At 73.4% G+C, this 16,776-nt stretch carries 15 protein-coding genes and 1 tRNA gene; 6 read left to right on the forward strand and 10 right to left on the reverse strand.

Annotated elements, in window-relative coordinates; genetic code table 11:
* Window positions 1–252 precede the first annotated feature (252 nt).
* The 4 genes from KGD83_RS00960 to upp all read right to left on the reverse strand — a co-directional run bounded on the left by KGD83_RS00960 (window position 253) and on the right by upp (window position 2,546).
* On the reverse strand, window positions 253–762 hold the full coding sequence (locus KGD83_RS00960; RefSeq protein ID WP_013155825.1) for a PH domain-containing protein: 510 nt from the start codon (window positions 760–762) through the stop codon (window positions 253–255).
* Between the two features lie 18 nt (window positions 763–780).
* Window positions 781–942: a hypothetical protein gene (locus KGD83_RS00965; RefSeq protein WP_013155824.1), complete on the reverse strand. Its 162-nt coding sequence runs from the start codon at window positions 940–942 to the stop codon at window positions 781–783.
* A 308-nt stretch (window positions 943–1,250) separates the two neighbouring features.
* Window positions 1,251–1,484: a hypothetical protein gene (locus KGD83_RS00970; protein ID WP_212642086.1), complete on the reverse strand. Its 234-nt coding sequence runs from the start codon at window positions 1,482–1,484 to the stop codon at window positions 1,251–1,253.
* 408 nt (window positions 1,485–1,892) lie between these two features.
* Window positions 1,893–2,546: a uracil phosphoribosyltransferase gene (gene upp, locus KGD83_RS00975; RefSeq protein ID WP_212642087.1), complete on the reverse strand. Its 654-nt coding sequence runs from the start codon at window positions 2,544–2,546 to the stop codon at window positions 1,893–1,895.
* A gap of 324 nt (window positions 2,547–2,870) precedes the next feature.
* Between upp and KGD83_RS00980 the strand changes: the two genes are divergently transcribed.
* From KGD83_RS00980 to KGD83_RS00995, 4 genes are all read left to right on the forward strand, one after another.
* Window positions 2,871–3,371: a tRNA adenosine deaminase-associated protein gene (locus KGD83_RS00980; RefSeq protein WP_043705448.1), complete on the forward strand. Its 501-nt coding sequence runs from the start codon at window positions 2,871–2,873 to the stop codon at window positions 3,369–3,371.
* Window positions 3,372–3,414: 43 nt separating this feature from the next.
* Complete coding sequence (locus tag KGD83_RS00985) at window positions 3,415–3,903, forward strand: tRNA adenosine deaminase-associated protein (RefSeq protein WP_212642088.1); 489 nt, start codon at window positions 3,415–3,417, stop codon at window positions 3,901–3,903.
* Entirely contained in the window at window positions 3,900–4,382 is a 483-nt protein-coding gene (locus KGD83_RS00990; protein WP_212642089.1) for a nucleoside deaminase, read from the forward strand. Before KGD83_RS00985 ends, KGD83_RS00990 begins: the two co-directional genes overlap by 4 nt.
* 10 nt (window positions 4,383–4,392) lie before the next feature.
* Window positions 4,393–4,477: transfer RNA gene (locus KGD83_RS00995), tRNA-Ser, on the forward strand.
* Window positions 4,478–4,709: 232 nt separating this feature from the next.
* On the opposite strand, the gene KGD83_RS01000 is transcribed toward KGD83_RS00995, so the two are convergent.
* Window positions 4,710–5,570: a LacI family DNA-binding transcriptional regulator gene (locus KGD83_RS01000; RefSeq protein WP_212642090.1), complete on the reverse strand. Its 861-nt coding sequence runs from the start codon at window positions 5,568–5,570 to the stop codon at window positions 4,710–4,712.
* Window positions 5,570–8,044, reverse strand: coding sequence for a glycoside hydrolase family 2 protein (locus KGD83_RS01005; RefSeq protein WP_212642091.1), 2,475 nt, complete (start codon window positions 8,042–8,044; stop codon window positions 5,570–5,572). The genes KGD83_RS01000 and KGD83_RS01005 overlap by 1 nt, the downstream gene beginning before the upstream one ends.
* Before the next feature lie 172 nt (window positions 8,045–8,216).
* On the opposite strand from KGD83_RS01005, the gene KGD83_RS01010 reads away from it, so the two are divergent.
* Window positions 8,217–10,400: an alpha-galactosidase gene (locus tag KGD83_RS01010; protein WP_212642092.1), complete on the forward strand. Its 2,184-nt coding sequence runs from the start codon at window positions 8,217–8,219 to the stop codon at window positions 10,398–10,400.
* A gap of 130 nt (window positions 10,401–10,530) precedes the next feature.
* Here the strand turns inward: KGD83_RS01010 and KGD83_RS01015 are convergent, their stop codons facing one another.
* Window positions 10,531–11,220, reverse strand: coding sequence for an alpha/beta hydrolase (locus tag KGD83_RS01015; RefSeq protein ID WP_212642093.1), 690 nt, complete (start codon window positions 11,218–11,220; stop codon window positions 10,531–10,533).
* A gap of 401 nt (window positions 11,221–11,621) precedes the next feature.
* Between KGD83_RS01015 and KGD83_RS01020 the strand changes: the two genes are divergently transcribed.
* Complete coding sequence (locus tag KGD83_RS01020; protein WP_249352067.1) at window positions 11,622–12,881, forward strand: ROK family transcriptional regulator; 1,260 nt, start codon at window positions 11,622–11,624, stop codon at window positions 12,879–12,881.
* Window positions 12,882–12,946: 65 nt separating this feature from the next.
* Here KGD83_RS01020 and KGD83_RS01025 read toward each other — a convergent pair whose 3' ends face one another.
* From KGD83_RS01025 to KGD83_RS01035, 3 genes are all read right to left on the reverse strand, one after another.
* Complete coding sequence (locus KGD83_RS01025; protein WP_212642094.1) at window positions 12,947–13,501, reverse strand: PadR family transcriptional regulator; 555 nt, start codon at window positions 13,499–13,501, stop codon at window positions 12,947–12,949.
* A gap of 242 nt (window positions 13,502–13,743) precedes the next feature.
* A complete protein-coding gene (locus tag KGD83_RS01030) occupies window positions 13,744–14,601 on the reverse strand; it encodes a Rieske (2Fe-2S) protein (protein ID WP_212642095.1) in 858 nt (285 codons plus the stop codon).
* Between the two features lie 119 nt (window positions 14,602–14,720).
* A complete protein-coding gene (locus KGD83_RS01035) occupies window positions 14,721–16,730 on the reverse strand; it encodes an NADPH-dependent 2,4-dienoyl-CoA reductase (protein ID WP_212642096.1) in 2,010 nt (669 codons plus the stop codon).
* Window positions 16,731–16,776 lie beyond the last annotated feature (46 nt).

Consider the following 16,776-nt stretch of genomic DNA (forward strand, 5'->3'; position numbering starts at 1 on the left):
GTCGGTGAATTCTATGCGTGATGATCCGAACGCCATGTGTGACTATTCGTTGACCTGCGCCGGGGAAAGGAGTGTGTCACCCGAAGGGAAGTTGAACAGAAGGTGAACGAGGCGCGAAGGGATGCCCGGTCCGGCCGTGTACGACGGCCACTGCCCACCGGGGGCCGCCTCTCGGCCACTCGGCGGGGGCCGCGCATGACGAGAGCACCCGCCGGGACGGCGGGTGCTCCGCGTGGGCCTCGAGGTGCGGCGTCACTCCTTGAAGATGAGCCCCACGACCTCCAGGTAGAGCTGCTCCGGGTAGGGGATGAAGTCGATCCGGCTCAGGGCCTGGTCCTGACCGGCCGACTCCATCACGAAGGTGCCGTAACCGAGGAAGCGGCCCAGCAGGGTCCGCTCGAACCTCATGTCGGTGACCTTGCCCAGCGGCATCATGTTCACCTGCCGGACGATCAGGCCGGTGGTCAGCAGGAGCCGTGCGGAGGTGATGACGAAGTAGTCCACCGACCACTCCGCTACCCGCCACACGAACCACACCAACACCAGCAGCCACACCCACCAGATGATCGCCAGCGTCGCGGCGCTGTCGGCGATGGAGGTGTTGCTGAGGATCCCGGCGAGGATCAACGCGCCGAGGACCGCTCCGACCGGACCGATCAGCACCGCGGGGTGCCGACGGATGGTCACCACGTCCTGCTCGTGCGGCAGGAGGTAGCGGTTGACCGACGCAGGAGCGCTGTTACTCGACGCTACGAGCCGCATGCCACCCGACCGTTCCCGTTACAGGAGCGCGTTGACGAAACGGGACATCGACTCCGCGCCCCCCATCAGACCGCCCAGAGCGCTCTCGATCACCCCGGCAGCGCTTTCCGGTTGTGTGAACAGATAGAACGCCACGAAAGCGATGAGCGCGTAGCCGCCCCATTTTTTCAACTTCGCCACGACTGACTCCTCTTGGAATCCACCTGACCCACTAACCCAGCAGTGATTGTCGCACCGACCATCATGCCCGTAAAGCCTGAGGCGCACCCTCGGCGTGGCGGTATGTCGGACCTTCCTCGCATGCGGGCTGTGTCCGGTTCCGGTGGTGTTGGTAACCCAGTGATTGGTGGTCCGGAATGTGGTTCAGGTCCATCGAGGACTATGACATTAAGGACACTGCTGGATATAAGGGGGTAATTCATCTCCCCCTGCGCAGGCCACCGGAGTCCGGACAGGCCGAAAACCTCGGTAGGGCCCGTTCGGATCCGCTAGGACTGCTCGGCGAAGGCCAGCGCGAGCACCTGGAGGTGCTGTCGGGCGATCCGCTCCACGAGGTCGGGGGTGGCCTTGCCGGTCACGTCCTCGGCGCCGTGCCGCGCCGCGTCCACGCACCGCGTGACGGTGGAGGTGTGGTGTACGTCGGAGAACTCCTCGGCCAGCCGGCTCCGCACCGGTTCGAAGCGAGAGTCGCGGGCGGTCGAGGTGGAGGGGTTCTCGTTCATCTCACTCCTTGGGGGCTACGGGGTCGCGCTTTGTGTTCTTTCGGGATCTTTCGGTAGCCGCTGGAGGGTGGACGAAGCGCCGCGCCGGAGGAGGCTCGGGCGTGCGGTGTCAGCGGGCTGAGAGGGAGATCTGGGGTGAGGGGGCGTTTCGGTCCGGCTGGTCTCCGCTTACGGGCGTGCGGGAACCATCATCGCTCCTCTCTGTTACATTACCGTCTCGAAATGAATTCGGCTAATGCAAAGCCGTGTCGGCGCTTGCGCCGGCTCGCCGTGTCCACCAGGGCGGACGGGGGAGTCAGCAGCAGGCATGCCCGATTTTCGGTCGTTCATTCCTCCGGTCGCAAAAAGAGCCGAAAAAGCGCCCGACGTGATCCGGCGGGCGCTGGGGAGGGGTGCGGCGGGTGTGTCTCAGGAGCAGCCGTAGAGGCGGTCGCCCGCGTCGCCCAGCCCCGGCAGGATGAAGCCCTGCTCGTTGAGCCGCTCGTCCACCGCGGCCGTGACCACGCGCAGGGTCGCGCCGTGGTCGGGATCCAGGTCCTCGGCGAGGCGCCGCTCCACCGCGGTCAGGCCCTCGGGGGCGGCGAGCAGGCAGATCGCGGTGATGTGGTCGGCGCCCCGCTCCACCAGGAGCTTGAGCGCGGCGGCCAGGGTGCCGCCGGTGGCCAGCATGGGGTCCAGCACGTAGCACTGGCGGCCGGACAGGTCCTGCGGCAGCCGGTCGGCGTAGGTGGCGGGCTGGAGGGTGTCCTCGTCGCGGGCCATCCCCAGGAAGCCGACCTCGGCGGTGGGCAGCAGGCGGGTCATCCCGTCGAGCATGCCCAGGCCCGCGCGCAGGATCGGCACCACGAGCGGAGTGGGACGCGTCAGCTGCGTTCCGGTGGTCTCCACGAGCGGGGTCCGGATGGTGACGTCCGTCACTCGTACGTCCCGGGTCGCCTCGTAGGCGAGCAGGGTCACCAACTCGTCGGTCAGGCGCCGGAAGGTCGGGGAGTCGGTACCCACGTCGCGCAGGGTGGTCAGTTTGTGCGCGACCAGGGGGTGGTCGACGACCAGGGTTTCCAAAGCGTTCTCCGGTTGAGCTGGGACAACAAGACGGTGGCTGGGGAGGAGGCCTGCCCGAGTCTAACCGCGCGCGTCCACCGGACCGGAGGCGCCGCGGGCCGCGCGGCCCCCTCTCCGGACCGGCTCGGCCGCGCGGCCGGGGGCGCCCGGGGGCCGCGGGGAAGACGGAGGGGCGAGCGGGGAACCGGTTCTCATGAGAGCGTGGTCCGGAATGACGCGGACCGAGGGGGACGGTGGCACCGGAGTGATCGTTACCATGTCACTCGCACGGGCGATCCGGGATTCCTTCGTCCGCACCGATACACCGGCCGGGTTGGGGTGACGATGACAGTGCTCGATCATGGTGACGACGACTCGGGCGACTTCGCGGCCATCGCGTACAGGGAAGAGGAGTACTGGGACGTCGACCTGCTCCCCGTGACCCTGACGCACGACCTCAAGGGGCTGATCCACGCCCTGCGACAGCAGCCGAGCATCAGCGGATCACTCGGCCTGGTCTCGGTCGGCGACGACTTCTTCGTCATCGTGCGGGTCTACGGTGAGGACGTCTCCCTCTTCCTATCCGACGTGACCGCGTCCGTGGACTGGCAGGTGGCCCGGGACGTCCTGGACTACCTGGACATCGACCAGCCGGACGACGACGACCTGGACCAGGTGCTGCCCGCGGGCGACCTGTCCATCGTGGCCGACCTCGGACTGGACGAGATGGAGCTGGGCGCCCTGGCGGGCGATCTGGACCTGTACCCCGACGAGGTGCTGGCCAGCGTGTCCGAGCGGCTGGGATTCGCCCAGTCCTTCCAGCGTGTACTGGACGGTATGGGGTAAGGACCTGCCGAGAAGAGCATCCGGGCGGACAGGAGAGCACGCGGTGTCGACCTTCGCAGCGGTCTTCGCTCCCAACGGGAGGACGTGGCGGGGAACCGAGGTCGAACTCGGGGACGTGGACGTCATCGACGACGTCACCGAACTGATGCTCGACTTCGCGACCGACCGGGGCGGCGGGGTCTCGATCCTGCTCGTGGAGGCCGACGACGAGTGGTTCGCCATCGTGCGAGCCGACGACGACGGCGGTGAGCCGCGCGTGTACCTCTCCGACGCGCGGGTGGTGCACGACCACCCGCTGGCCTCGGTGCTCTCCGAGGCCGGGGGGCTGGGCGCGCCGCCGCCCTCCGAGAGCGCCGGAGCCCGACCCGACCCGCGGCCCGACGGCGACGGGGGCCTGCTCTCCGACCTGGGCCTGACCGAGGAGGAGCTGCGCTCCCTGTCCGTCGGCGGCGGGGTCCTGCCCAGCGACGTCCTGGCCGTGGTGGCCGAGCGCGCGGGCTTCGCCGAGATCCTCGACGGTATGAGGCTGTGATCGGACGGGACGTCCTCGCCTCCGCTCTGCGCGCGGCGATCGCCGAGGGCGAGGCCGCACTGGAGACGGGTGACGTGCCGGTGGGCGCGGTCGTGCTGGACGCCGACGGCGCGGTCCTGGGCACCGGGCGCAACGAGCGCGAGGCCACCGGCGACCCCACCGCCCACGCCGAGGTGCTGGCGCTGCGGGCCGCCGCACGCGCGCGCGGCGAGTGGCGGCTGGGCGGCTGCACCCTGGTGGTCACCCTCGAACCCTGCACGATGTGCGCGGGCGCGACGGTGCTCTCCCGCGTGGACCGGCTGGTCTACGGCGCGCGGGACGCCAAGGCGGGAGCGGCCGGATCGGTGTGGGACGCGGTCCGCGACCCCCGTCTCAACCACCGCCCGGAGGTCGTCCCGCCGGACCTGGTGCCGCCGGAGCTCTCGGGCAGGTGCTCCGATCTCCTGAGCCGGTTTTTCGCACGGCGCCGTATCCGGTAGAGTGTCTCGCGGTGGAGTCGCCTAGTGGCCGATGGCGCCCGCCTCGAAAGCGGGTAAGGGGCAACCCTTCGAGGGTTCAAATCCCTCCTCCACCGCACGAGGCCGATGCTCACGCGGGTGAGCGTCCGGCCGGTAGAGGTAGCGAGGGCCGGTTGGTCCGAGCCGACGCACGGTGTGCGCGGTGCGGAGCAACCGGCCCTTCGCGTTTCCCGGGTCGGGTTCCGACGGCCGGAGCGCCGCCCCGGAGCGACCTGTCGGTTTGTCCGCCTGTCGACAGGTCGCCCCGTCGACAGGCGGACAAACCGCTTTGGCGGCAAACCTGTGCGGCTACTCCCCGGCGGGGGCTGGACCGGTGCTGCCCCGGGGCACGAAGCGCGCCGCCGGCGACCACCGCTCCGCGACGGCCGCCCCGTCGGCGCACTCCAGGGCCGACTCCGCGACCGCGACCCCGTACCGGTACACGTCCACGCTCATGGTGGTGAGCGCGGGCTCGGCCAGGCGGCACATGGTCGAATCGTCCCAGGCCACCAGGCTCAGCTGTTCGGGGACCCGCACGCCCAGGCCGCGGGCGGCGTCCAGTCCGGCGACCGCCATCACGTCGTTGTCGTACAGGACCGCCGTCGGCGGTTCATCCCGCTTGAGCAGCTCGCCGGTGAGCCGGGCGCCCGCCTCGTGGGAGTAGTCGCCCTCCAGGACCACCGGGGCGGGGAGCCCGGCCGCCCGGCAGCCCTCCGCGAGGGCCTCCGTACGGGCACGCGTGTGCAGCAGCTCCACCGGCCCGGTCACCCGGGCGACGCGCCGGTGGCCCAGTTCGAGCAGGCGCTCCAGCGCCGTCCGGACCGGTGACACGTGGTCGGTCAGGACGGTGGGCGTGGCGGGGTCCGGAACCGGGCTGCCCGCGACCACGGCGGGCAGGCCCAGCCCGCGCAGCACGGCGGGGCGCTCGTCCCCCTCGGTCGGGTTGACCACCACGACCGCGTCCACCAGCCGCCGCTCCGCCCACCGGCGGTAGGCGGCCAGCTCGGCCTCCCGGCCGGTCACCAGGTGCAGCAGGACCGACATGTCGCGCTCGGCCATCCGCTCCTCGATCCCGGCGATGAACTCCATGAAGAAGGGTTCGGCGCTCAGCAGGCGGCGCGGCCTGGCCAGGACGAGCCCGACCGCGCCCCCGGTCCCGGACCCGTCCATCACGCCCGCCGCGCGCGCAGGGAGTTGGCCGAGCGCAGTACGGGGGCGGCGGTCAGCGCCGCCGGGTCCACCTCCGCGCCGGTGCGCACCAGGAAGCTGTGCGTCTCCCCGGCCAGCAGGTCCACGAGCATGTCGTCCGCCTCGGCGTCGGGCGCCACCCGGTCGGCCAGCACGGAGACGTCCCTGGCGAAGGACGAGGCGCGCACGTCCACCCGGTAGCCGCCCTCCACGGGCGAGGCGGTGGCGGTCAGCGCGTCGGGGTCGTAGGACAGGTGGACGTCCTCGCGGAAGGGTCGCACGACGCGGGCGTCGCGGGTCGTGGCCACGAGCACCTCCTCCTTAGCGTCCCCGGCCGCGAGCAGCTCCCGGGCCAGGTCGAACTCCGCCGCGGAACGGGGCGGCACGGCCAGCTCGATCCTAGCGGTGTGCAGCACCTCGCCCCCGAAGGTCTGGCGCTGCGCGCTGACCGGCTCCGACCAGGCCTCGTCGGTGTCGTTGACGGCCACCAGCACCAGCCGCCCGTCCCTGGGCTGGACGGTGAGCAGGCGCGGTGCGTAGGCGCGGCGCAGCCCGTACCAGAGCGGCTTGGGGCGCTCCTCGCCGTCCACGGCCGCCCAGGAGGTGACCGGCCAGCAGTCGTTGATCTGCCAGACCAGGGCGCCCGCGGTGCGCGGCCACCACGACCGGAAGTGCTCGATGCCGAACGCCACCGCGCGGGCCTGGTTGAGCTGGGTGGCCCAGTGCCAGTCCTCGAAGCTCCTCGGCGCGGGCAGGTGGGCCGACAGGCCCCGGGCGAGCTTGCCGTTGCCGTCCTCGGCCTTCTGGTGCAGCAGGAAGGCGGGCGAGGTGGGGGTGAGCGGCTCGTCGTGCACCCAGTCGGTGAGGGTGGCCCAGGTGGGCGGCCCCTGGAAGCCGAACTCGGAGCAGAACCGCGGCACGTGGTCCTGGTAGGCCCGGTAGTCGGTCTGGTTCCACACGGTCCACTCGTGGCGCGTGCCGTGCGCCTCGTCGTTGGGGTGGACCTCCTTCGGGGCGTACCCCGGGGTGTAGGGGCTGCCGTCGGCGTAGAACCGGGTGGGGTCGAGTTCGGCCACGACGCGGGGGAAGAGGTCGGTGTAGTAGCCGTAGCCCCAGGTCCGGTCCCCGAGCCGCTCCTGCCAGCCCCAGTCCATGAAGCCCCAGAGGTTCTCGTTGCCGCCGTTCCACAGCGCCAGAGAGGCGTGCGAGGTCAGACGCGCGACGTTCTCCCGGGCCTCGGCCTCGAACTCACTCCACAGCGGCTCCTCCTCGGGGTAGGCGGCGCAGGCCAGGAGGAAGTCCTGCCACACGAGGACGCCGCGCTCGTCGCAGACGTCGTAGAAGTCCTCGCTCTCGTAGATCCCGCCGCCCCACACGCGCAGCATGTTCATGTGCGCGCCGACGGTCTGGTCCACGCGCCGGGCCAGGCGCTCGCGCGTGATCCGGGTGAGGAAGTGGTCGTCGGGGATCCAGTTGGCGCCCTTGACGAAGATCGGCTTGCCGTTGACCACGACGGTGAAGGGGGTTCCGTGCTCGTCGGGAGCGGTGTCCACGGTGATGGTGCGAAAGCCCACGCGGCGGTCCTCGGAGCCCAGCGGCCCGGCCTCCCCGTCCCCGGTCAGGGTGACGGACAGGTCGTACAGGGGCTGGTCGCCGTGGCCGACCGGCCACCACAGGCGGGCGTCGGGCACCTCGACCACGACCACGCCGTTCTCCGCGCCGGGAGCCACGTCGGCGGCGGCCCGCACTCCGGCGACCTCGGCCGCCAGGACCAGGCCGGAGCCGGGAGCGCTCCCCGACCACTCGACGTCGGCGTGCAGCTCCACCCGGCCGGTGCCGTCCTCGCCCACGGTGACCAGCGGGCGCACCTGTGACAGGCGGGCGGTGCGCCACCGCTCCAGGCGCACGGGCTTCCAGATCCCGGCGGTCTGGAGGTCGGGCCCCCAGTCCCAGCCGAAGGAGCAGGCCATCTTGCGGACCATGTTGTACGGGTGCGTGTTGGTGTGCGGCCGCTCGCCGAGCTCCCCGCGGACCTCCTCGGCGTACTCCAGCGCGGACCGGAAGGCGACCACGAGCTCGTTGGTCCCGGCGCGCAGCGCGTCGCGCACGTCGAAGCGGTATCCGCGGTGCATGTTGGCGGTGGTGCCGAGCACGGTGCCGTTGAGTTCCACGGTGGCCACCGTGTCCAGGCCGTCGAAGGCCAGGTCGACGCGCTCGCCGTCCTCGACCGCGTCGGCCTCGAAGGTGAGGGAGTAGCGCCAGCCCGCGCGGTGCATCCAGGCCAGCTCGGTCTCGTTGCTGTCCAGGTAGGGCTCGGGGATCAGCCCGGCGGCCAGCAGGTCCAGGTGGGTGCTTCCCGGGACCTGGGCGGGGACGGTGCGGCCCGCGACGTTCTCCGGGACGGGCCCGCTCGTCGCGGACAGCCGCCAGCCGTCGTGCAGGGTGTGACGGATCATCTGTGCCTCTCGGGGCTTCGGGGGCGGGGACGCCCGGCGTGTCCGCGGAGCACGCTCCGCGGGGCGTCGCGGTCGTCGTCGGGCGGCGGTCCCTCTTGCGCGAACCAGCCACCTCGGGGATTCTTACTTTTCCGAACAAAGTAAGTCAACCCTGCTCCCGACCACGAAGGACGTGGCGACCGTGGCATCGCACCGCCCGCTCTCCGGCGGCTCCGATCTCCCCCACCTGCGCGCCGCCGGTGTGAGCCTCCTGCTGGACCTGACCGGCGAGACCCTGCCCCGGGTCCTGCACTGGGGCTCCGACCTGGGCGACCTCTCCCGCGGGGAGCTGGACGACCTGCGCCTGGCGCTGAGCCCGCAGCCCATCGGGTTCTCCGTGGACGGGCCGGTGGAGGTGGCCGTGCTCCCCGAGCAGTCCGCCGGCTGGCTCGGCACGCCGGGCCTGGTCGGCAACCGGGGCGGCGCCGACTTCTCCACCGCCTTCCGCGTGCGCGAGTCCGCGGTGGAGCACGGTTCCCCGGCGGGCGGGCGCCTGACCGTCCGCGCCGAGGACGCCCGGGCCGGACTCGCCCTGGACCTCGTGGTCGAGCTGACCCCCTCGGGCCTGGTCCGCCAGCGCGCCACCGTCACCAACGGGGCCGCGTCCCCCTTCGCCGTGGACGCCGTCAACCTCGTCCTCCCCGTCCCGGCCGAGGCGGTCGAGCTGCTCGACTTCGGCGGGCGCCACATGCGCGAGCGCAGCCCGCAGCGGACCGCCTTCACCCAGGGCATGCGGGTGCGCGAGAACCGCACCGGGCGCACGGGGTACGACGCGGCCCACCTGCTGGCCGCGGGAACGCACGGCTCCGGCAACCGCTCCGGCGAGGTGTGGGCCGTGCACACGGCCTGGTCGGGCAACCACCGCGCCTTCGCCGAGCGCACCTACCACGCGGTGTCCCTGCTGGGCTCGGGCGAGCTGCTGCTCTCCGGGGAGGTCGTGCTGGCGGAGGGGGAGTCCTACACCACCCCGTGGCAGTACGGCTCGCACGGGCACGGCCTGGACGAGGTCTCCGCCCGTTTCCACCGGCACCTGCGCTCGCGCCCGCACCACCCCTCCACCCCGCGCCCGGTGGTCGTCAACACCTGGGAGGCCGTGTACTTCGACCACGACCTCGACCGGCTGCGCGAGCTGGCCGACGCCGCCGCCCGTGTGGGCGCCGAGCGGTTCGTGCTCGACGACGGCTGGTTCGGCTCGCGCCGCGACGACCGGCGAGGCCTCGGCGACTGGTACGTCTCCGACGAGGTGTGGCCGGACGGGCTGGGCCCGCTCACCGACCACGTCACCGGGCTGGGCATGCAGTTCGGGCTGTGGGTGGAGCCGGAGATGGTCAACGAGGACTCCGACCTGGCCCGCGCGCACCCCGACTGGATCATGGCCGCGGGCGACCGGCTGCCCCGACCGGCGCGCTCCCAGCAGGTGCTCGACCTGGCCCTCCCGGAGGCGTTCGCGTACGTCCTGGAGCGACTGGACGAACTGCTGTCCGCCTACCCGGTCTCCTACCTCAAGTGGGACCACAACCGGGACCTGGTGGACGCCGGGCACCGGCCGACCGGGCGGGCCGGGGTCCACGGCCAGACCCTCGCGGTCTACCGGCTGATGGACGAACTGCGCCGCCGCCACCCGGGCGTGGAGATCGAGTCCTGCTCCTCCGGCGGCGGACGGGTGGACCTGGGGGTGCTGGAGCGCACCGACCGCGTGTGGGTCTCCGACTGCATCGACGCCTTGGAACGGCAGGACATCCAGCGGTGGACCAACGCGCTCGTCCCGCTGGAGCTGATGGGCACCCACGTGGGGGCGGGCACCGCGCACACCACCGACCGCCGCCACACCGTCGACTTCCGGGCCGGGACCGCCCTGTTCGGGCACTTCGGGATCGAGTGGGACCTCACCCGGGCCGACGGCGCCGAGCTGGCCCGCCTGCGGGAGTGGGTGGAGCTGTACAAGGAGCTGCGCGGTCTGCTGCACACGGGGACCGCCGTGCACGGCGACCACCCGGACCCGGCGGTCCGGGTGCACGGCGTGGTCGCCGAGGACCGGTCCGATGCGCTCTACGCGATCGTCGCCACGGGGACCTCGGAGCTGTACCCGACCGGGCCCGTCCGGCTGCCGGGCCTGAGCCCCAAGGCGGTCTACCGGGTCCGCCCGCAGGCGCCCGGAGACGTGCCCGACGGCAACGCCCACCGGTGGGGGGTGCCGCTGCCCTGGTGGACGCCCGAGGGCGTCCGCGTCAGGGGCGCGGCGCTGGAGAACGCGGGACTCCAGGCGCCGGTGCTCTTCCCGGAACGGCTGGTCCTGGTGCGCGCCACCCGGCTCTGAACCCGTTCGCGGGCCGGTGCGCGGGAGAGCTGAGCGCGGTAGGGCCGGGTGCGGTGCGTCCGGAGGGAGCGCGGCGTTCCGTCGTGCGTGGCGGCACGGGTGTGACGGGTGCGGCCCGGGTGCGGCGGGGCTATCCTCGCGACTCCCGGGCGCAGGCGTCCAGCACCGTGCCCGCGAATTCGGTGACCAGGCGGTTCCAGGTGCGCCAGCGCAGCATCGCGTGCACGTCCAGTGGCACCCGGACGAACTCCGCGGACTCCGCCACGCGGGCGATCCGCGCGGTGTGGTCGGCCGACGCCCGGGGGCTGGTGGTCAGGTCGCGGGAGCCGTGGGCGAGGAGCACGCGTCGGCCCACCAGCTGCTCCACCGGTTCCCCCTCGGGAATCCACGGGGCCAGCGCCGCCACGCCGCGCACCCCGGGCACCCCGCCCGAGCGCAGGGCCACGCGCCCGCCCATCGAGTGGCCTACGAGGACCACCGGCACGCCGCCCAGACGGCGCCTGACCTCGTCGACCGCCCGTCCGGCGTCCTCCAGGGAGGACCGGCCGTCGCCGTTCCAGCCGCGCACGCGGTTGCGCACCCGCCACACGGCCAGCCCCCGGTCGCCGTGCGCGCGGGCCAGGGCGGAGGCGAACGGGTCCATCCGCCGGACGGCGAGCTGGCTCTGCTCCGTGCTCATCAGTCCGGTGACCTGGCCGCCGTGCAGCACGATCGCCACCGCGGCCACCGGGCGGGGCGGCGCCCACCGGGTGATCCACGGGCCGAGCGGCCCGAGGGCCCGCTCGGCCGACCGGGGGCGGTGCGTGGGAGAAGCCCGCATCCTCGGTGAACTCCCTTCTGAGGGGGACCGTGCGGCCCGTTGCCGCTCGGTTCGGTCTCCCCGGGTGCTTCGGCGCCGGGGCCGTGCCGGATTGCCCGGGGCTTCGCCCCCGCGCGCATGCGCGCCACGGGACCCGCCCGTACCCCCGACGGCGGGCACCACACGTGTCGTCCCCGTGCGGGCGCGGCGCGGAGGGGGCCGGTTTGCCGTCCCCGCGCGCGGGCGCGACACTTGGCCCACACTCGCCCGCCGGACGCGAAGGGGCGGGTCCCCGCGCGCGGGCGCGACGCGACCGGCCCCGGCGACGCGACCCGGGCGGCCCGCGCGCGGACGCGGCGTCCCGGAGCGGGGGAGAGCACAGCGCGGACCGCGGCCGGGAACCGGCCGTCGAGGTGGTGGAGGTGGCATTGGGCGGGCCGTCACGGGTGATCCCGCACACGACGAGCAGGGCGGCGGTCCTCGACGTCATCCGTGCCGCGGGCACGATCAGCCGCGTGGGACTGGTGGAGGCCACGGGGTTCACCGGCGCCACCATCTCCACCGTCGTCCGCAGGCTGATCGACGACGGCCTGGTCCTGGAGACCGGGCGCGCCGAGTCCACCGGCGGCAAGCCGCGCGTCCTGCTCCGGCTCAACCGGGAGTCGCGCTACGCCGTGGGCGTCCACATCGACCCCATCGGCATCACCTACGCCCTCATCGACCTCACCGGCGCCGTGGTCTCCCGGATGACCCGCGCCGGGGTGAACCGGGACGAGGACCCGGCCGAGACCACCTCCCGCATGTCCCGGCAGGTGGAGGCCCTGGTGGAGGGCGCCGGGGTGGACCGCGAACGGGTGCTCGGCGTCGGCCTGGTCGCCCCGACCGGCGCGCTCCACCGGCACCCCTCGCTGCGGCGCTGGGCCGACTACCCCGCGGCCGAGGAGCTGGAGGGCGCGGTCGGCCTGCCCGTGGTGCCGGGCAACGACGCGACCGCCGCCGCCCTCGGCGAGTACTGGTCCGGCGTGGTCGGCGGGTCGTCCATCTTCGCCGCCGTGTACATGGGCACCGGCGTCGGCGCCGGGGTCCTGGTCAACGGCATCCCCTACCACGGGGCCAGCGGCAACGCCGGGGAGATCGGGCACGTGTGCCTGGACGTGGACGGTCCGCTGTGCTGGTGCGGCGGACGCGGGTGCGCCGAGGCGGTCGCCGGTCCGGCCGCCGTCGTGGCGGCCGCCCGGGCCGACGGGGAGCTCGCCCGCACCGCCGGCCTCACCCGGGACGGCGGCCGGGTCCGGCCGTCGGTGGGCGCCGAGTTCACCGCCGTGGTCCGCGCGGCCCGTCTGGGCCAGCCCACCGCCCGCGCCCTGCTGGACCGCTCCGCCCGCCGCCTGGCCGTGGCGGTCCGCACGCTGGCCAACCTGATGGACCTGGACCTGCTGGTGCTGACCGGTTCGAGCCTGGCCGCGGCGGGGTCGGTCTACCTGCCCGTCATCCAGGAGGAGCTGGACCGGGCCTTCTTCGCCCGCGCCGCCCACCCGGTCGAGGTGCGCATGTCCACGTCGGCCGCGACCGCGCCCGCCATCGGCGCGGCGGCCATGGTCCTGCAGGGCCAGCTGGTTCCGCTGCGCCCCGGGCTGCGCCTGCCCGCGAACCTGTCGGAGTCCGGGGCGGACTGGGACTGAGCGCCCTGCGGGACCGTCCGCGGGTCCGTCGCCGCCAGGCCTCCGGGGCGCCCTCGGGGACGCGGTCAGGCGTCCGGGACGCCCTCCCCGACGCCCTCCAGCTCCTCGACGGCGCGGGTCAGCCACGCCACCCACCCGGCCTCCACGTCGATGCCGCCGAGCAGCACCAGGCGCTGGACCCGTTCCCGTTCGGTGGCGGGCCCGTCCGGGTAGTCGCGCCGCTCGAACCCGCGGTACTCCTCCAGCCGCAGCAGGTGCAGGTCGCGGTGGCGGCGCAGTTCCGCGACCAGGCCGCGCACGCCCACCACCCCGGCGGCGCGCAGCCGCAGCGGCAGCGGGTCGCGGGAGGCCCTGGGGTCCTCGCGCAGGTCCACCCAGCGCTCCAGCTCCTCCCGTCCCGCGGGCAGCACCTCGTACTCCTTGCGCCCTCCGCGGGTCGGCCCGTCCGCCGCCAGCGCCCGGATCAGCGCCGCCCGCTCCAGCTTGCCCAGCTCCCGGTAGATCTGCTGGTGGGTGGCCGACCAGAAGTACCCGATCGAGCGGTCGAAGCGCCGGGCCAACTCCAGTCCGGACGAGGGCTTCTCCAACAGGGCGGTCAGGATGGCGTGGGGCAGGGACATGGGCGCATTCTAGGCAGTGTTCCTCGGGGCCTCCGCTTCGCTTCGTCCCACCCGTCGCCCGCCACCACCCTCAACGGACGCTGCGCGCGGCCCTTCTTGTGTTCGGGCGTCCGGAGAACGGGAACCTTCGGTGCCCCCGGTGAGGCGGCTCGTTCCTCGCAGCCCCACCTCCGTCACCTCCAGGACCCCGTGGACGCCCGAAGACCCCCTGTAGCGGGCTCAGGAAAAAGATCCGCGCCCCATCACGGAGCGGACTCGGGGAGGCGGACCATGACCCTGCCCTCCACGACCGACGCCTCCAGGACCTGCGGCGGAGCGGTCGCGGGCCCGTGGACCACCGTCCCGTCGTCCAGGCGGAACTCGCTGCCGTGCCAGGGGCAGCGCACGCACCCGTCCACCCGCTCGCCCTCGGCCAGGGGAGCGCCCATGTGCGGGCACGTGCCCAGCATCGCGCTCACGGAGCCGCCGGTCCGCGCCACCAGGACCGGGACGCCCGCCACGTCGCCCCCGCCGAGACCGCCGTCGTCGAAGCCGTCCAGCGGGCCGAGGTCGTGCCAGCCCCCGGGCAGCAGGTCGACCAGGTGGTCGGCGCTGTTGGCGCCCGCCGACCGGTAGTAGGCCATGTGCCCGCCCAGGGACCCGCTCAGGCCGACCACGCCGACGCCGACCAGCGCCAGGAACCTCCCCCAGCCCTGGCGGCCGCGGGCCCGGGCCAGCGAGGAGGCGCCGAACAGCAGGGTGCCGACGCCGTTGGTCGCCGCGTGCACCACGCCCACGCGCTGCTGGCGCTCGTGCTGCTGCGACCAGTCCGCCAGGCCGCTCACCACGGCGGGCAGGGTCGTGACCAGACCTGCGTTGACCAGCGCGTGCGCGCTGCGGCGGTGGTCGCCGGGCAGCGAGTCGAGCAGGACCGCCGCCATCCACGTGCCGAGGGGCAGCTGCACCAGGATCGGATGGACGGGGTGCCCGAGCTGGACTCCGTGCAGCATGTCTCGGACGGTGCCGGACGGGATCCGTTCGGCCAGGCTCTTCATGCTGGAGACCGCGGGGTCGAGCTGCTCGTCGCGTTCGATCCGGCGGATGCGTTCACCGATTCTCATGGTGGTGCGGCTACCCGGGGTTCGCGCGTGCCACTCACGGGACACGGGGCCGCGCGGATCCTTGAACCCGGCTTTCCCCGGCCTCCCGTCGCTCTTGCGCCGGGACGCCGGGGCGGGCGTCACAGCGCGGCGGCCAGGCGGGTGCCCTGGTCGATCGCGCGCTTGGCGTCGAGCTCGGCCGCCTCGTCGGCGCCGCCGATCAGGTGGACCGCGCGGCCCGAGGCGGTCAACTCGTCGGCGAGGTCCCGGAGCGGCTCCTGGCCCGCGCACACCACGACGGTGTCCACGTCGAGCACGCGCTTCTCCCCGTCGACGGTCAGGTGCAGGCCCTCGTCGTCGATCCGGTCGTACTCGGCCCCCGCGACCGTCTCCACGCCGCGGTGTCGCAGCTCCAGCCGGTGGATCCACCCGGTCGTCTTGCCCAGGCCCGCGCCGACCTTGCCGGTCCTGCGCTGGATCAGGTGCACGGTGCGCGGCGACGCCGGACGCAGGGGCTCGCCGAGGCCGCCCCGGGAGGCGGGGTCGGTGTCCACGCCCCACCTGCGCAGGAACTCCCCGGTGTCGACGTCGCCCCCGCCTTCGGTGAGGAAGGCGGCAACGTCGAAGCCGATGCCGCCCGCGCCGATGACCGCCACGCGCTCGCCGACCTCGGCGTTCCCGCGCAGGACGTCCGCGTAGCCCACCACCTTGGGGTGGTCCACGCCCGGGATCCCCGGCACGCGCGGGGTGACGCCGGTGGCGAGCACGACCTCGTCGTAGCCCTCCAGGTCGGCTGCCCCCACCCTGGTGCCCAGCCGCACGTCCACCCCGTGACGGTCTAGCTGGACCCGGTAGTAGCGCAGGGTCTCGTCGAACTCCCGCTTGCCGGGCACGCGGCGGGCCAGGTTCAGCTGGCCGCCGATCTCCCCGGCCGCGTCGAACAGCGTGACCTCGTGCCCGCGCTCGGCGGCGGACACGGAGCAGGCGAGCCCGGCGGGTCCGGCTCCCACGACGGCCACCCTCCTGCGCAGGCGGGTGGGGGAGAGCTCGAGTTCGGTCTCGTGGCAGGCGCGCGGGTTCACCAGGCAGGAGCTGACCTTCAGGCTGAACGTGTGGTCCAGGCAGGCCTGGTTGCAGCCGATGCAGGTGTTGATCTGCTCGGGGGCGCCCGCAGCGGCCTTGGCGACGAAGTCGGGGTCGGCCAGGAAGGGGCGGGCCAGGGAGACCATGTCGGCGTCGCCCCCGGCCAGGATCTCCTCGGCGACCTCGGGGGTGTTGATGCGGTTGACCGCGACGAGCGGCACGGACACCCGGCCCCGGAGCCTGCGGGTCACCCAGCTGTAGGCGCCGCGCGGAACGGACGTGGCGATGGTGGGGATGCGCGCCTCGTGCCAGCCGATGCCGGTGTTGATGATGGTCGCCCCGGCCTCCTCCACGGCCTTGGCCAGCCGGACCACCTCGTCGAACGTGGAGCCGCCGGGGACCAGGTCGAGCATGGACAGCCGGTAGACCACGATGAAGTCGGCGCCGACGCGTTCGCGCACGCGCCGCACGACCTCCACGGGGAAGCGCATGCGGTTCTCGAAGGAGCCGCCCCAGCCGTCCTCGCGCCTGTTGGTGGCCCGGGCGGTGAACTGGTTGATCAGGTACCCCTCGGAGCCCATGACCTCCACGCCGTCGTACCCGGCGTGCCCGGCCAGTTCGGCGGCGCGGGCGAAGTCCTCGATGGTGTGCTCGACCTCGTCGCCGGTGAGCGCCCGGGGCGTGAAGGCGCTGATGGGGGCCCGGACCGCGCTCGGCGCCACCGCGTCCTCGCTGAAGGCGTAGCGGCCGGTGTGCAGGATCTGCATGGCGATGCGCCCGCCCTCGCGGTGCACGGCCTCGGTGACCACGCGGTGCTCCTCGGCCTCCGCCTCGGTGGTCATCTTCGCGGCGCCCTTGTAGGTGGCGCCCTCGGGGTTGGGGGCGATACCGCCCGTGACGATGAGGCCGACGCCGCCCCGGGCGCGCTCGGCGTAGAAGGCGGCCATCCGCTCGAAGCCGCCCGGCGCCTCCTCCAGGCCCAGGTGCATGGAGCCCATGACCACGCGGTTGGCGAGGGTGGTGAAGCCCAGGTCCAGCGGTTCCAGCAGGTGGGGGTAGTCGCCCATTTCGTCTCCTCGCGCGGTGCCGTGCGGGCCGGTGTCCGGTCGGCCC

Source organism: Nocardiopsis akebiae (assembly GCF_018316795.1).
Lineage (GTDB): Bacteria > Actinomycetota > Actinomycetes > Streptosporangiales > Streptosporangiaceae > Nocardiopsis > Nocardiopsis dassonvillei.

Bases quoted from the DNA above. Each gene is read 5' to 3' on its own strand.
- KGD83_RS01035 (WP_212642096.1), bottom strand. From the start codon at position 16,730: ATGGGCGACTACCCCCACCTGCTGGAACCGCTGGACCTGGGCTTCACC.
- KGD83_RS01030 (WP_212642095.1), bottom strand. From the start codon at position 14,601: ATGAGAATCGGTGAACGCATCCGCCGGATCGAACGCGACGAGCAGCTC.
- KGD83_RS01000 (WP_212642090.1), bottom strand. From the start codon at position 5,570: ATGGACGGGTCCGGGACCGGGGGCGCGGTCGGGCTCGTCCTGGCCAGG.
- KGD83_RS01005 (WP_212642091.1), bottom strand. From the start codon at position 8,044: ATGATCCGTCACACCCTGCACGACGGCTGGCGGCTGTCCGCGACGAGC.
- KGD83_RS01015 (WP_212642093.1), bottom strand. From the start codon at position 11,220: ATGCGGGCTTCTCCCACGCACCGCCCCCGGTCGGCCGAGCGGGCCCTC.
- KGD83_RS00970 (WP_212642086.1), bottom strand. From the start codon at position 1,484: ATGAACGAGAACCCCTCCACCTCGACCGCCCGCGACTCTCGCTTCGAA.
- KGD83_RS00960 (WP_013155825.1), bottom strand. From the start codon at position 762: ATGCGGCTCGTAGCGTCGAGTAACAGCGCTCCTGCGTCGGTCAACCGC.
- KGD83_RS00980 (WP_043705448.1), top strand. From the start codon at position 2,871: ATGACAGTGCTCGATCATGGTGACGACGACTCGGGCGACTTCGCGGCC.
- KGD83_RS01025 (WP_212642094.1), bottom strand. From the start codon at position 13,501: ATGTCCCTGCCCCACGCCATCCTGACCGCCCTGTTGGAGAAGCCCTCG.